At 68.4% G+C, this 14,222-nt stretch carries 9 protein-coding genes and 1 pseudogene; 4 read left to right on the top strand and 6 right to left on the bottom strand.

What is annotated here, in order from left to right:
* Window positions 1–7 precede the first annotated feature (7 nt).
* Window positions 8–961 (bottom strand): glutamate/aspartate ABC transporter substrate-binding protein, encoded by a 954-nt coding sequence (locus F7Q96_RS04155; protein ID WP_082371607.1) that lies wholly within the window; start codon window positions 959–961, stop codon window positions 8–10.
* 129 nt (window positions 962–1,090) lie between these two features.
* Window positions 1,091–2,353, bottom strand: coding sequence for a D-amino acid dehydrogenase (locus F7Q96_RS04150; RefSeq protein ID WP_053821261.1), 1,263 nt, complete (start codon window positions 2,351–2,353; stop codon window positions 1,091–1,093).
* 125 nt (window positions 2,354–2,478) lie between these two features.
* On the opposite strand from F7Q96_RS04150, the gene F7Q96_RS04145 reads away from it, so the two are divergent.
* On the top strand, window positions 2,479–3,432 hold the full coding sequence (locus F7Q96_RS04145; protein ID WP_053821262.1) for a LysR family transcriptional regulator: 954 nt from the start codon (window positions 2,479–2,481) through the stop codon (window positions 3,430–3,432).
* A gap of 43 nt (window positions 3,433–3,475) precedes the next feature.
* On the opposite strand, the gene F7Q96_RS04140 is transcribed toward F7Q96_RS04145, so the two are convergent.
* Both F7Q96_RS04140 and F7Q96_RS04135 read right to left on the bottom strand, forming a co-directional pair.
* The gene (locus tag F7Q96_RS04140; protein ID WP_151022160.1) at window positions 3,476–4,819 is read right to left on the bottom strand and encodes an MBL fold metallo-hydrolase; all 1,344 of its coding nucleotides are present in this window, start codon (window positions 4,817–4,819) and stop codon (window positions 3,476–3,478) included.
* Window positions 4,816–6,993 carry a S8 family serine peptidase gene (locus F7Q96_RS04135; protein WP_053821265.1) on the bottom strand — a complete coding sequence of 726 codons (2,178 nt, stop codon included), beginning with the start codon at window positions 6,991–6,993 and terminating at the stop codon, window positions 4,816–4,818. Before F7Q96_RS04135 ends, F7Q96_RS04140 begins: the two co-directional genes overlap by 4 nt.
* Before the next feature lie 176 nt (window positions 6,994–7,169).
* On the opposite strand from F7Q96_RS04135, the pseudogene F7Q96_RS27435 reads away from it, so the two are divergent.
* Window positions 7,170–8,144, top strand: a pseudogene (locus F7Q96_RS27435) (phosphatase PAP2 family protein); the annotation flags it as partial.
* A gap of 148 nt (window positions 8,145–8,292) precedes the next feature.
* Here F7Q96_RS27435 and F7Q96_RS04125 read toward each other — a convergent pair.
* On the bottom strand, window positions 8,293–9,723 hold the full coding sequence (locus tag F7Q96_RS04125; protein ID WP_082371407.1) for a polyamine export protein PaeA: 1,431 nt from the start codon (window positions 9,721–9,723) through the stop codon (window positions 8,293–8,295).
* 326 nt (window positions 9,724–10,049) lie between these two features.
* On the opposite strand from F7Q96_RS04125, the gene F7Q96_RS04120 reads away from it, so the two are divergent.
* Together F7Q96_RS04120 and F7Q96_RS04115 are read left to right on the top strand one after the other, a co-directional pair.
* On the top strand, window positions 10,050–10,787 hold the full coding sequence (locus tag F7Q96_RS04120) for a transporter substrate-binding domain-containing protein (protein WP_226994887.1): 738 nt from the start codon (window positions 10,050–10,052) through the stop codon (window positions 10,785–10,787).
* 141 nt (window positions 10,788–10,928) lie between these two features.
* Window positions 10,929–11,588 (top strand): amino acid ABC transporter permease, encoded by a 660-nt coding sequence (locus F7Q96_RS04115; RefSeq protein WP_006576846.1) that lies wholly within the window; start codon window positions 10,929–10,931, stop codon window positions 11,586–11,588.
* 50 nt (window positions 11,589–11,638) lie between these two features.
* Here the strand turns inward: F7Q96_RS04115 and cphA are convergent, their stop codons facing one another.
* Window positions 11,639–14,209 carry a cyanophycin synthetase gene (gene cphA / locus F7Q96_RS04110; RefSeq protein ID WP_053821268.1) on the bottom strand — a complete coding sequence of 857 codons (2,571 nt, stop codon included), beginning with the start codon at window positions 14,207–14,209 and terminating at the stop codon, window positions 11,639–11,641.
* Window positions 14,210–14,222: the final 13 nt, after the last annotated feature.

Genomic DNA, 14,222 nt, shown 5'->3' with positions numbered 1-14,222 from the left:
AAAACGCTTACTGGAACGCCTTGTCGTTCGGGTTCGCGAACAGCTCCTTCATCTCCGCCGACAGCGGGTAGTTCATGTTGATGCCGCGCGGGGGGATCGGCGACTGGAACCACTTCTTGTACAGCTGCTCGGCCTTGCCCGACTTCATCAGGTCGGCGATCACGCCGTCGGCAAGCGCCTTGAATTGCGGATCGTCCTTGCGCAGCATGCAGGCGTAGTTCTCCGTCTGCAGCGGCGTGCCGGCGACGGTCCATTCGCCGGGATTCTTCGCCTTGGTCAGTTCGCCGTACAGCAGCGGCTCGTCCATGACGAAGGCGACCGCGCGGCCCGACTCGAGCATCAGGAAGGCCTGGCCGTGGTCCTTGGCGCCGGTCAGGTTCATGTTCATCGCCTTCTCGCCGTTCATCTTGACCAGCAGGCGCTCACCCGTAGTGCCGGCGGTCGTCACGACGTTGCGGCCCTTCAGGTCATCGAAGTCCTTCACGCCGGCGTCCTTGCGCACCAGCATGCGGATGCCGTAGACGAACAGGCTGTTGGTGAAGCCGACCTGCTTCTGGCGCTCGAGGTTGTTGGTGGTCGAGCCGCATTCCAGATCGATGGTGCCGTTCTGCATCAGCGAGATACGGTTCTGCGAGGTGATCGGGATCATCCGCACCTGCAGGTTCGGCATGTTCAGCTGCGTCTTCACCTTGTCGACGATCGCCATCATGATCTCGTGCGAATACCCCATGACCTCGCGGCCATTGGTATAGGAGAACGGGATCGACGATTCGCGATGGCCGAGGATGATCACGCCGTTCTGCTTGATCTTGGCCAGCGTGTCGTTCTGCTGGGCATGAGCGGCGCCGATGGTGCCGAACGCACCGTAAGCGAGCGCGGCGGTCAGCAGCGCACCCAGGGCGGACCGCAGCGAACGGCGCGCCTGTCGTGGCGCAGTGCGGGTGGCGGTAGGCAGTTTCATGGTCAGGCTCTCCTTGGTTGTGGAACGGCTCTTGTTGAAACGCAACATCGGGTGGTACTGCTAGCAAGGGCCGTGCAAGCGGCGGCCCCTCGTTCCGCTCTGCTGCTCTGTGCTGCGGGCAGTGGCGCGCTACGCCAGCGTCGCGCTGTAGTCGGCGGGATCGACCGTGGGCGGCCGCTTCGCGATCATATCTGCCAGCAGGCTCGCGCTGCCCATTGCCAGCGTAAACCCCAGTCCTCCGTGCCCGATGTTGAGCCACAGCTGACGCAGTCGCGACTGTCCGATCAGGGGCAGACCTGTCGGTGTGGCGGGCCGCAGACCGGCCCAGGGCTGCAGGTCGGACAAGGAACGGTCGCCGGCGATGCCGCCGAAGACCGAGCGGGTCTCGTCCAGCAGCGTCGCCGCCCGGCGTTGGTCGATCCGGGTATCGGGCCGCGTCAGGTCCGCCATGCCGGCCACGCGCAACGTGTTGCCGATGCGGGCATAGACGATCTTGCGGGCAAAGTCCGTGACGCTGATGTGCGGGGCCTGCGCGCCGGTGCCGACCGGCACAGTGATGCTGTATCCCTTCAGCGGCCACAGCGGTGCACGCAGCCCCAGCGGCCGCAGCAGCGTCGCGCTGCCGATGCCGCCAGCCAGCACCACCGCGTCGGCGGCCTCGAAGCCGGCGTCGGTATGCACGCCGCGGGCGGCGTCGCCCTGGCGCTCGATCGCGCGTACCGCGGTGCCGAAGCGCAGCGACACATTGGGATGCTGGCGCAGCAGATCGGCCAGTCCGACGCAGAAGCGGTGGCAATCGGCCACTTCCTCGCTCGGGGTATGGATGGCGCCGACGATCTGGTCGCGGATGCCGGCCAGCGCCGGCTCGAGTGCGACGCAGGCGTCGCGGTCCAGCGCGTGCTGCTCGCTGCCGAGCCCCGCCTGGTAATCCAGCAGTCGGCGCGCCGCGTCGAAGCTGGCCATGTCGCGGTGGACGATCAGCTTGCCGCGCCGCGCAAAATCGAAGTCGATGTCGTGGCGGTCGAGGAAGGCACGCATGCGGTCGCGCGAATGGAAGGCGAGCCGCAGCAGCTTGCGCGTGGTCGCATCGCTGCGCGAGGCATTGCAGGCGCCGACGAAGGCGGCGAGCCAGCGCCATTGGGCAGGGTCCAGCCGCGGCCGCCAGCGCAGCGGCGCGTCGCGGCGCAGCAGCCAGCCGGGCACCTTGGCCAGCACGCCGGGACCGGCCAGCGGCGCGACATAGCTGTAGCTGAGCTGCCCGCCGTTGGCAAAGCTGGTCTCCAGTCCCGGACCGTCGCGCCGTTCCAGCACCGTGACCTGATGGCCGTCGTTGGCCAGTTGCCAGGCGGTGGCCATGCCGACCACGCCGGCGCCGGTGATCACCACCTTCATTGCCGTATTCATCCCTACCGGTTTGCGATGTCGCAAGGGTAGAGCAGGGCGCCCGGCCTGCCCAATGCGAAGACGTGCCAGAATATGTCTTTAGGCTATACCTTGCCCGATCCCCCTGGATTGCCATGCGCCTGCGACAAATCGAGGTCTTCCGCGCCGTGATGCTGACCGGCACCGTCAGCGAGGCCGCACGGCTGCTGCATGTCTCGCAACCGGTGGTCACGCGCGTGCTGCAGCATGCCGAGGCCTCGCTCGGCTTCCGGCTGTTCGACCGCGCGAAGGGCCGGCTGCGCCCGACACCGGAGGCCACCGCGCTGTACGGCGATGTCGAACGGCTATATGGCGAGATCGACCGCGTGCGGCGGGTATCCGAGAGCCTGCGCCACAAGGGCGCCGGCCGGCTGCGCGTGGCGGCCACGCCGAGCCTGGCCGATCCGCTGCTGGTGCCGGCGCTGCAGCGCTTCTGCGCGCGCCACCCCGACACGCAGGTGCAGGTGCTGACCCACCATACGGACGAGATCGTGCAGGGGCTGCTGCGCAACCAGATCGATATCGGTTTTGCCTTCGCGCCGCCGCCGCACGAGGCGATCGCCGCGCAGACGGTGGCCGAAGGCCGCATGCTGCTGGCGGTGCCGCGCGGCCAGCCGCTGTCCGGGGCGGCGCGGCGCACGCCGCTGCCGATGGCCAGGCTGATGGACCGCGCCTTCATCGGCTACGACGACCACAGCTCGCTCGGCCTGATGGTGCGCCAGCTGCTGGCGCGCAATGCGCTGGAGCCGCGCTCGACGCTGGAGGTGCAGACCTACTCGCTGGCGCGCAAGCTGGTCGAGGGTGGGCTGGGCGTGGCGCTGCTCGATCAGTACACCGCGCTGGGCAGCGATCCGCACGCCGTCTCGCTGCACGAGATCCAGCCGGCGATGGCCTTCGAGATCCAGATGCTGCGCGCCAGCCATCGCGGCATTCCGAGCCTGGCCGAGCAGCTGCGCGAGCGCTTTGCCGAGGCCGCGCAGGAACTGGCCGCCCAGCTGGGCCGGCGCCTGTCCGCGCCGGCGGTCGCCTTCGAGCACGCGCTCAAATAGCCGGCGGGATCGCCTCCCCGCATGGCCACGGCGATGCCCGTGCTCAGCGCAGCGTCAGGCTGGCGTAGGCGCCGTCGACGAAGCGCACCCGCAGCCGGGGACCATGCTTGCGCAGCGCCGCATCGGCCCAGCGCTGGACCTGCTCCATGTGGGCGATATGACGTTGCTGGGTCTGCGCGGCGGCGGTGGTATTGAACCAGAACGTGAACGGCCGCGATTCGGCTTCCGGTGCGCGTGCCCGCTGCCCGGCGGGGCCGACGCGCGCGGCCAGCAAGGCATCGAGCACGGTCAGCTCCGGATTGGTATGCGCGCCGTTGCCGCAGAACAGGTAATGATCGGCCGACACCGCGCGGCAGAAGGCCGGCGACATATTGTGCTCGGAGCCGTGGTGCTGGACCTTCAGCACATCGACGTGCAGCGCGCCGTCGCGCAGCAGTTCGGCCTGCTTGAGCCCGGCGAGGATCATGTCCGGATGCGCGTCGCCGGTCAGCAGTACGCGATGGCCTTCCTCTTCGACCAGCAGGATCAGCGACGCGATGTTCGGCGTGGTGACACCGCGGTAAGACGGCGTGCCCTCCCATTCGCGCAGGTCGAACGGATCGTCGGCCCGGCCGCCCGCCATCGCCAGCAGTCCGTTGGCATAGCGGTCGCGGATGGCCTGCGCGCGCAGCCGATTGGCGGGATCGCGCAGCCAGTTGTTCCAGCCTTCGCGCAGCCGCTTCAGTTCCGCCGCGGTAGGGCCCAGTACACGAATGCGCAGCGAGCCCAGCGACTGCACCGGGGCGTCCGGCCGGGCGACGATCAGCTTGCCGGCGGAAGCGCCGGCCGGCGCCACGCCGGCCTCGGCGGCGTCGCCCAATCGCGTGTTCAACGGAATATCGAGCAGATCGGCCTTGACCAGACGGGATACCCGCAGCGCCTGCGGCACCGAATTGGCTATGCGCGCGTATTCGCGGCCCAGCAGCTCCAGCGGCTCGACATGGCTAGCCCGCAGCGCCCGCGCATTTGCGGCGAGCAGCGTATGGATCGGTCCGGCGTTGGCGCCGATCTGATCGTGGAAGGCGTTGTGCCACAGCGCGCCAATGCGCGGCACGCGGCGAGCATCCGGTTTGGCGGGCGGATCGCCCCGCTCGGCATGGTAGTCGTAGACCTTCCACTGGAGCGCGGCCTCGAGCATTGCCAGCACGCCGCCCAGATGATCGTCGTCGATATGCGAGACGTAGACCAGATCGAGCATGGCGCCGTCGCGCGCGAGCCGCTCCAGCGACGGCGCGACGAAATCGCGCATCGCCGCGCCGGTGCCGCCGTCGCACAGCATGCGGTGGCCCGACGCTGCCTCGATCAGCAGGCAGTCGCCCTGATAGGACTGGAACAGGCGGATCTTCATGCGCGCCTCCGCGCCGGTGGATCGCGCCGCTCGCGGCGCTCGTCGAACGCGCGCGCCTCCTCGATCGCGGCGACCGGATCGATCAGGCCGTAGCCCGCGTCGTTGCGCCAGGCGTAGTCGTGCGAGGGCAGCGGCCGCGCGGTGCGCCGCAGGATGCCCTGGCACTGCGCCGCCGTCAGCGTCGGCCTGGCGGCCAGCATCAGGCCGATCACGCCGCACACGTAGGGACTGGCCATGCTGGTGCCGGTCATCGCGACCCAGCCGCCATCGTCGACGAAGCCGTTGGCGGCGACGATGCCGGTGCCGGGCGCGCAGACGTCGGGCTTGTTGCGGCCGTCGCGCGTCGGCCCCTGGCTGCTCGAGATATGCACGCGCGCCTGCTCGGTGTCGGCGTTGGCCACACCGATCACCCAATGCGCGCAGGCCAGCGAATTGATCGAATGCGAATCGACGTTGGTCGCCTCCGCGAAGAACGATGGGAAGCGGTAGGCCGCCAGTTCGCGCCGGCGCTGCAGTTCCATCGGATCGTCGCGCTCGATCCACGCATGGAAGCTGCCGTCGCGGATCTCGTCGCCGTGCAGCCGTACCTTCCAGACGCCGGCGGTGATCGGCGTATAGGCGCGCGCATCGAGGAAGGGCGACAGGTAGACGCCGATGTAGTTGTCGCCGTTGGACGGATGGTAGAGCTCGTTGTAGACCGACAGCACGGTGCCGTCGGGCAGCCGCCGGTTCTCGATGTATTGCTTCGGCGCGACCTCGTACCAGTCGGCCGAGCCGGGCGGCTGCACCGAAACCGTCAAGCGGTCCTGCGCCCCGTACCAGATCTCCAGTTCGTTTTCCGACAGATCGGCGATGCCGTCGCCGACCACGATCCATTCGAGCTCGACCGTCAGGCCCTTGGCCGCAATCTTGCCGCTGGTGTGGATGCGGCCCATGATCCAGCCGAAGCGGTCCTCGTCGGTGGGCCGCTCCTGTCCGGCGTTGCCGGCCGCGATCGAGATCGCGCGGCCCGGCGTGGCCAGGAAGGCGTCGAGCCAGCGGCAGGTGCCGTTGGCGCCGTCGTGCGAGCCGCCGTTGGTGCCCAGGCTGATATTGATCGACAGCGCCAGGCCCTCGCGTTCGGCCACCGCCAGCAGATATTCGACCGCATGGACGATGCGCGAGGCATCGCTGAAGGTCCAGCGGCGCGCGGCATAGTCGTCGCCGGGCGGCTCGACGCTGATCAGCACGCCGGCGATCAGCGCGCCGGGACACAGGCCCTGGTTGCCCGCCGCGATGCTGGCCACATGAGTCGCATGCGAGCCCGGCTCCTGCTGCGATTGGCGTTCCAGCTCGGTGGCGGGCGGGCCGCCGTTGCGCGCGGCCTGCAGCGCCGCGTTCAGGCGCTCGCGCGTCAGTTCGGCACCATAGCCGAAGGCTCGCGGCGGCGGCCGGAAATCGCCGCCCTGGTCCCAGATCGAGACGAAGCGGGTATTGCCGTCGGCATCGAGGAAATCCGGATGGGAGAAATCGAAGCCGCCCACGTCGATGATGCCGATCAGCACGCCGGCGCCGTTCTGCGTCTGGCCGTCGACCGCGACGCGCCGCGGCGTCGGTTCGAGCGCCGCCGCCGCTGCCGCCGGTACGCGATCGGGGCGGGGCAGCCGCAGCGACAGCGTCTCGCTGCGATGCACGTAGCGCACGCCGTCGAGCGCCGCCAGCGCGCGCAACGTGGAGATCGGCACGGTGGCCGCGATGAAATTGCGCCGGTGCAGCAGCGGCGTGGCGGGCTGCTGGCCGGGACGGCGCCGGTGGCCCGCCTCGGCCAGCATGCGATCGATGGCGCGCAGCACGTGCTCGGTATCGTCGGGCGCGCCGGGCTCGCGCGGCTCGGTTTCGACAACCACGTTGATGAAGACGTCGTCGGCCACCGGCATGGCCTGCTGCTTCGGCCGGGTCACGCGGCCCCGGTGCACCGTCAGACAGCTGTAGTCGCTGAGGCCGGCGGCAAAGCGGTCGCGTTCCTGCTGCTCGATCGTCAGCCGGCGCTCGGCCGGTTCGGGCAGCGCGGGCTTGCGCGTGACCACGCATTGCGAGTATTGCGCGCGCAGCTGGTTGACCGGCTCGCTGCCGTTGCTGACCTGGCGCAGCTTGGGATGCAGATGCTGCAGGGGCGGGGTATCGTCGCGTGGCATCGGGGTTTTCTCCTCGTCGCGCTCGCTGCATAGCCTAACGGCTTCGTGCCGGGGCGGCCACTGCAAAATTTTCAAGCGTGAGTTCAGCGGGATTGCAGCGGGATTGCAGCGCGAGCGCGTCGTCATTGCGATGCCATGGCCGCGCGGCCGCGATCTGCCCGGAGCCGCGTTCTATCATGCGGGCTGACGCGATCGTTTTATCCGGCCCGGACGACACGGTCGTTGCCGCGGTCGAATACGAATACACGGAATCTGCCCATGCTGCTATTGAAGATGAGTTTGAGGTCGGGATTGATCGGTTCGAGGACACGATGGACGAGCTGATCGCCGAGTGGCCTGCCTGGCTGCGCTTCGAGCAACCCACGCCCGGCCTGCTGATCGGCGGCCTGCTGCTGTTCGTCGTGCTGGCGGTACTGGGGCTTTGCCTCGTTCGCATCGCGCTGGTGCTGATCCATCCGGCGGTGCGGCTGCTCGATTCGCTGCGCCGCGTCGCACACGATGCGCTGCACGCGCGGGCGGGCGACCGCTGGCCGCGCGTGCTGAAGCTGCTGGAGCGCGAGGTCGCCGAAATCCTGCTGGTGGCGATCGCGGCGGCGGTGCTGCTGGCCAGCGGGGGCCTGCTGATCTGGCTCGCGTTGGCGGTCGCCGCGGAAACGCCGCTGGTACGCGTCGACCAGGCGGTGTTCGCATGGCTGCAGCAGGGCCGGCAGGACTGGCTCGATGTCGCGATGACCGCAATCACGGAATTCGGCGGCGCGCGCATTTCGGTGGCGATCGGGATCGCGGTGTTCGGCTGGCTGGCGTGGCGCCGGGCGTGGGCGGCGGCCGTCTATTGGACCATCGCGCTGATTGGCGCGCGAGCCTGCGTGCTGGTGCTCAAGTACGGCCTCGCGCGCGCGCGGCCGGCCAGCATCTACGGCGGCGTGGAGTCGTTCTCGTTTCCGAGCGGGCACGCGACCAGCAGCATGGTGACCTACGGCTTCCTGGCCTTTCTGCTGTGCGTGCGGCAGCCGTGGCGCGTGCGCATTCCGGTGCTGGCGGTGATCGCGACCGTGGTGGTCGCCATCGGCCTGTCGCGGCTCTATCTGGGCATGCACTGGCTGTCCGACGTGGTGGCCGGCTACGCGCTGGGCATGGCCTGGATCGTGATGCTGGCGACCGCCTATCTGACACTGCATGTGCCGGCCAGGCTCTCGGCGGCGCCCCTGGCCGGCGTGGCCGCCGCCGCGGCGCTCGCGATGGGTGCGTGGGTCGCCGTCTATCATCTGCCCCACAACGTGGAGCGCTACCGCGATGCCGCTAAGGCCGTGCCCGTTGCGCCGGAGCCGGGGCGGGAGCAGGGATGGAGCCCGGCGCGGCTGGATCCGCCGGCGCAGCGGCCGGCGGTGCCACGGACGGCGGCGATGCCTGCGCCGGCTTGGCGGCACCGCCGCCGCCGCCGCGGCCGGCCGGCAGCCGCGATACCAGCAACTGGTCGATCTTGTGGTGGTCGATGTCGAGCACCTCGAAGCGATAGCCCGCGGTCTCGATGAATTCCGACTTCTTCGGGATGCGTTTCAGGGTATAGATCACCAGCCCGGCCGCGGTGTCGACATAGTCCTCGGCCGGCAGCGCGTCCAGGTCCAGTGCCTTCTTCAGATCGACCAGCGGCGTCACCCCGTCGACCAGCCACGAGTCCTCGTCGCGCCGCACGATCTGCTCGTCCTCCGACGAATACAGGATGTCGCCCATCAGCGCGCCGACGATATCGTCGAGCGTGACGATGCCGACGACCAGCCCGTATTCGTTCATCACCACCGCGAAGCTCTGGTGCATCTCGCGAAAGCGCGTCATCGCCTCGGACAGCGTCAGCGTGTCGGGAATCACCAGCACGTTCTTGTCGTAGTGCCGGGCCAGATTGGCGATCGCGGAATCGGCTTCGTCGGCCAGCATCGAGCGCAGGATGTCCTGCGATTCGACGAAGCCCTGCACGTCGTCCAGATCGTGGTCGCAGACCGGATATTGCGCGTGCGGGTACTTGACCAGCTTGCGCCGCAGGCTGTCGGCGCTCTCGTCCAGCGCGAGGTAGACCACCTCGTCGCGCGGCGTCATGATCGCCGTGACGCTCTTCGAATCGAGCTCGAACACGTTCTCGATCAGGTGGATCTCGTGCTTGAGCAGCACGCCGGCCTCGGCGCCGGCATCGACCATCGCGGCGATGTCTTCCGACGTGATCTGCTCGACCGCCTTGGTGGGCAGGCCCAGCAGCCGCAGCGCGGCATCGGCGGCGGCATTGAACAGCCAGACCAGCGGCTTGAGCACCTTCAGCAGCCACAGCATCGGCCCGATCACCGCCAGCGCGCAGGCCTCGGGGAAGCTCATCGCGATCCGCTTCGGGATCAGGTCGGCGAACTGGATGAACAGCAGCGTGACCAGCAGGAAGGAGCCGATATTGGCGATGCGCTGCGCGATCGTGTCGCTGAAGTGGGGCGACAGCAGCGCGAAGGCAACGTCGGACAGATGCTTCTCGCCCAGTACGCCCGCCAGGATCGCGACGGTATTGACGCCGATCTGCACGATGGTGAAGAAGTTGCCCGGTTCCTCCTTGAGCAGCATCACCTTGGTCGCGCGCCGGTCGCCGCGCTCCGACAGCGTCTGCAGCTTGGTGCGGCGAGCGGCGGTCAGGGCGATCTCGGAGATCGAGAAGAAGGCGCTGATCAGGATCAGCAGCAGCAGGATCAGGACGAACATGGCGATGGCGGCAGGGGCCGGTGGCTGGAGGCCGGAAGGGCGTTTCGATGATGGTGCAGGCCGATGCGGGCTGTCAATGCGAACCGAACGCCGCCTGGACTGCCCGTTATATAGCCATTATGAATTGTTATTTTTGATTTGATAGCGATTGACTTAGTCTGTGCCGGTACGGAGGCGGTGCCGAAACGCTGCTGAAACGCTGCCGAGGCGCCGTCAGGCCCATGCACTATCATGCCGTCCATCAACTTCGATTGGAGAACTCGATGACCTGGTTTCCCGCTGGCTGGATCCGCCCGCTGATCGCGGCGCCGCTGCTGGCCCTGACAATGGCCGGCGCCCATGCCGCCGATCTGCTCGACAACGTCAAGCAGGCAGGCGTACTGAAGATCGGCCTGGAGGGCACCTATCCGCCGTTCGGCTATCGCGGCGCCAACAACCAGCTCGAAGGCTTCGACGTCGATGTCGCGCGCGCCGTTGCGGCCAAGCTGGGCGTCAAGCCCGAGTTCGTCACCACCGAATGGAGCGGCATCATCGCCGGGCTGCAGGCGGGCAAGTTCGACGTGATCGTCAATCAGGTCAACGTGACGCCGCAGCGCAAGCAGGTGCTGGACTTCTCGAAGCCCTACGTCTTCTCGGCCGCGCAGCTGATCCAGCGCAAGGACGACAAGCGCGAGTTCAAGTCGCTGGAAGACCTGAAGGGCAAGCGGCTGGGCGTCAGCCTGGGCAGCAACTACAACGAGCTGGCCAAGTCGGTGGCGGGCATCGACGTCAAGACCTATCCGGGCGCGCCCGAGTATCTGCGCGACCTGGCCGCGCAACGTGTCGATGCCGCGCTGAACGACCGGCTGATGGTCAACTACCTGATCAAGACGTCGAATCTGCCGCTGCGCGCCGGCGCGGTGGTGAAGGGCGGCGATACCGAGGTCGCGATCCCGTTCCGCAAGGACAATCCGAAGTTCGCACAGGCACTCGACCGCGCGCTGGACGATCTGCGCAAGGACGGCACGCTGACCAAGCTGTCGAACAAGTGGTTCGGCGCGGACGTGACCAAGCCGGTCAAGTAAGCCTGGTCCGGCCGGGCGACAGCGCCCAATGACAGACGGCAGTGCAATCGCACTGCCGTTTTGTTTTTTGGGGCACCCCTTTATGATTCCGACTTTGCGCGGTCATCAGCGCCTCCACCCCGCCTACATTCCCCGCCTGCCATGCCATCCCTTCAACTGGTAATCGATTCGCTGCCCGTGCTGCTGCAAGGCATGGTGCTGACCATCAAGTTCGCGCTGTGGTCGATGGCTTTCGGGCTGGTGATCGGCCTGGTGGTCGCGCTGATGGGGATCGGCCATAACCGCGTGCTCAGGGCGATCGCGCGCGTCTATGTCAGCGTGATGCGCGGCACGCCGCTGCTGGTGCAGATCTTCGTGGTGTATTACGGCCTGCCGGGCATTGGCATCACGATGGAGCCCACGCCCGCCGGCGTGCTGACGCTGAGCCTGAATGTCGGCGCCTATCTGTCGGAGAGCATGCGCGGCGCGATCCTCGGCATCTCGCGCGGGCAATGGCTGGCGGCCTACAGCCTCGGGCTGACGCCGGCGCAGACGCTGCGCTACGTGGTGGGTCCGCAGGCGCTGCGCATCGCGGTGCCGAGCCTGTCGAACAGCCTGATCAGCCTGATCAAGGACACCTCGCTGGTGTCGGTGATCACGGTCACCGAACTGCTGCGCACCACGCAGGAACTGATCGCGGCGACCTATCAGCCGCTGCCGCTCTATCTGGCGGCGGCGGCGATCTACTGGGTATTGAGCACGCTGCTGTCGTTCGTGCAACGGCTGCTGGAGCGCCGGCTGTCGTTGCCGGGGCGGCATTGAGCCGCCGATAGCGAAGCGGGCGCCGGCACTCCTGCCGGCGCCCGCTCGCCTCAACCTTCCGCGATCCGCCTGGCGATGTGGTCCAGCGCTTCCTCGACCTGATCGACCAGGATCAGGCACAGGTCGCCCGGCTGCAGGCGGCCCAGCGCGGTATCGATGGCGAGGAACTCGCCGCGGATCTCGTCGACCGCGCTGGCCCGCGTGGCACCCTGCAGGCCCTCGCGCAGCAGCGCCAGCACCTCGCCATCTTCGCGTCCGCGCTGGCACTGGTCCTGGTACAGCACCACGTCGTCGAACACGCCGCCCAGGATCTGCGTCTGGCGGCGGATGTCCTCGTCGCGGCGGTCGCCGGCGCCGCTGATCACCACCATGCGGCGCCGCGAGGGCATCGTCTCTATCGCATTGCACAGCGCCTGGATGGCGTCCGGATTGTGGCCGTAGTCGGCGATCAGCGTCGCACCGCGATAGTCGAACAGATTGAAGCGTCCCGGCGCGCTGGCCGCGTCGCTGACGAAGGTCGCCAGGCCGCGGCGGATCACCGACCAGTCGATGCCCAGCGCCCATGCCGCCGCGGTCGCCGACATCGCGTTCTCGACCTGGAAGCCGATGCTGCCGCCGCGCGTCAGCGGAATGTCCTTCAGCGCGATCCGTACCTGGGTATCGCCCTCTGCCGCGACCAGGTCGCCGCCGTCGGTGAACACCACGCGCTTGCCCTGCGCGCGATGCGTGGCCAGCACCGGGTGCTCGGCATCGCGGGCGAAGAACGTCACCGCGCCCGGGCAGGCGTCCGCCATGCGCGCAACCATCGGATCGGCCGCGTTCAGCACGGCCATGCCTTGCGGCGAGACGTTCTGCACGATCACGCTCTTGAGCACCGCCAGATCTTCGACCGTGCTGATATAGGACAGGCCGAGGTGGTCGCCTTCGCCGACGTTGGTCACCACCGCGACGTCGCAGCGGTCGAACGCCAGCCCTTCGCGCAGCAGACCGCCGCGCGCGGTCTCGAACACGGCCGCGTCGACGTCGGGGTGCATCAGCACATTGCGCGCGCTGCGCGGGCCGCTGCAGTCGCCGGTGTCGATACGCTGGCCGTTGATATAGACGCCGTCGGTGCCGGTCATGCCCATGCGCAGGCCGCTGCCGGCCAGCAGGTGGGTGATCAGCCGGACCGTGGTGGTCTTGCCGTTGGTGCCCGACACCGCGACGACCGGAATGCGGCCGTCGTCGCCGTCGGCGAACATCGTCGAGATGATCGCCTCGCCGACCGCGCGGCCCTTGCCGTACGAGGGCTGCAGATGCATGCGCAGGCCCGGCGCGGCATTGACCTCGACGATGCCGCCGGCCTGTTCCTCGAACGGCTTCAGCACGGTTTCGCAGACCGCGTCGACGCCGCAGATATCGAGGCCGACCATCTGCGCCGCGGCCACCGCGCGCGCCGCCATCTCGGGATGCACGTCGTCGGTGACGTCGGTGGCGGTGCCGCCGGTCGACAGATTCGCGTTGTTGCGCAGGATCACGCGCGTGCCCTTGGGCGGCACCGATTCCGCGGTCAGGCCCTGCTTGGCGAGCGTGGCCAGCGCGATATCGTCGAAGCGGATCTTGGTCAGCGAGGTCGCATGGCCTTCGCCGCGGCGCGGGTCGCGATTGACCTCGTCGACCAGCTGGCGCACGGTATGCACGCCATCGCCGATCACTTGCGGCGGATCGCGCCGGGCCGCGGCGACCAGCTGGTTGCCGACCACCAGCAGGCGGAAGTCGTGCCCGGGGATATAGCGTTCGACGATCACGTCGCTGCTGATCTCGGCCGCGACCTCATAGGCCGCCATCACTTCCTCGCGCGTGCGGATGCGCACCGCCACGCCCTTGCCCTGGTTGCCGTCGCGCGGCTTGACCACCACCGGCGCGTCGATTTCCTGCGCCACTTCCCATGCCTCTTCGGCGCTGCTGACCGAGCGGCCCAGCGGCACCGGCACGCCGGCCGCATGCAGCAGGCTCTTGGTCAGCTCCTTGTCCTGGGCGATCGATTCGGCAACCGCACTGGTCATATCGGTTTCCGCGGCCTGGATGCGCCGCTGGCGGCTGCCCCAGCCGAATTGCACCATGCTGCCCTGCGTCAGGCGGCGATAGGGAATGCCTCGCGCGACCGCCGCATGGACGATCGAGCCGGTGCTCGGCCCGAGCCGTACATCCTCGTCCAGTTCGCGCAGGCGGGACAGCGCATGGTCTAGGTCGAACGGCGTGTCGTCGCGCGCGGCGATGCACAGCTGCTGGGCCAGGTCGAGCGCAAGGCGTCCGACCTCTTCCTCGCTGTACTGGACCACGACCTGGTAGGTACCGGGCTCGACGGTGGGCGAGGTACGGCTGAAGGTCACCGGGCAACCGGCGGCCGCCTGCAGCCGCAGCGTCGCGCATTCGAGCGCATGGGCCAGCGACGCATCGCCGTGCGCATCGTCGGGCCGCAGCGGGCCGATGTCGGGGAAGCGCGCGCGCAGGCGCTCCTCGAAACCGGGCAGGTCCTCGATCGTGCCCGCTTCGTCGGGGCACGCGACGATCGCTTCGATGGCGGTGTGGCGGCACCACAGGTTCGGACCGCGCAGCGCGCGGATGCGTGAGACTTCCATCAATCAGTTTCCT

The organism is Cupriavidus gilardii, from assembly GCF_008801915.1.
Classification (GTDB): Bacteria; Pseudomonadota; Gammaproteobacteria; order Burkholderiales; family Burkholderiaceae; genus Cupriavidus; species Cupriavidus gilardii.
The sequence above is the reverse complement of the archived record's forward strand: the minus strand, read 5'-3'. Positions and strand labels throughout refer to the sequence as shown.

Excerpts from the sequence above, each read along its gene's own strand:
- F7Q96_RS04155 (WP_082371607.1), bottom strand. The coding sequence starts at position 961 with ATGAAACTGCCTACCGCCACCCGCACTGCGCCACGACAGGCGCGCCGT.
- F7Q96_RS04150 (WP_053821261.1), bottom strand. The coding sequence starts at position 2,353 with ATGAAGGTGGTGATCACCGGCGCCGGCGTGGTCGGCATGGCCACCGCC.
- F7Q96_RS04145 (WP_053821262.1), top strand. The coding sequence starts at position 2,479 with ATGCGCCTGCGACAAATCGAGGTCTTCCGCGCCGTGATGCTGACCGGC.
- F7Q96_RS04140 (WP_151022160.1), bottom strand. The coding sequence starts at position 4,819 with ATGAAGATCCGCCTGTTCCAGTCCTATCAGGGCGACTGCCTGCTGATC.
- F7Q96_RS04135 (WP_053821265.1), bottom strand. The coding sequence starts at position 6,993 with ATGCCACGCGACGATACCCCGCCCCTGCAGCATCTGCATCCCAAGCTG.
- F7Q96_RS04125 (WP_082371407.1), bottom strand. The coding sequence starts at position 9,723 with ATGTTCGTCCTGATCCTGCTGCTGCTGATCCTGATCAGCGCCTTCTTC.
- F7Q96_RS04120 (WP_226994887.1), top strand. The coding sequence starts at position 10,050 with ATGGCCGGCGCCCATGCCGCCGATCTGCTCGACAACGTCAAGCAGGCA.
- F7Q96_RS04115 (WP_006576846.1), top strand. The coding sequence starts at position 10,929 with ATGCCATCCCTTCAACTGGTAATCGATTCGCTGCCCGTGCTGCTGCAA.
- cphA (WP_053821268.1), bottom strand. The coding sequence starts at position 14,209 with ATGGAAGTCTCACGCATCCGCGCGCTGCGCGGTCCGAACCTGTGGTGC.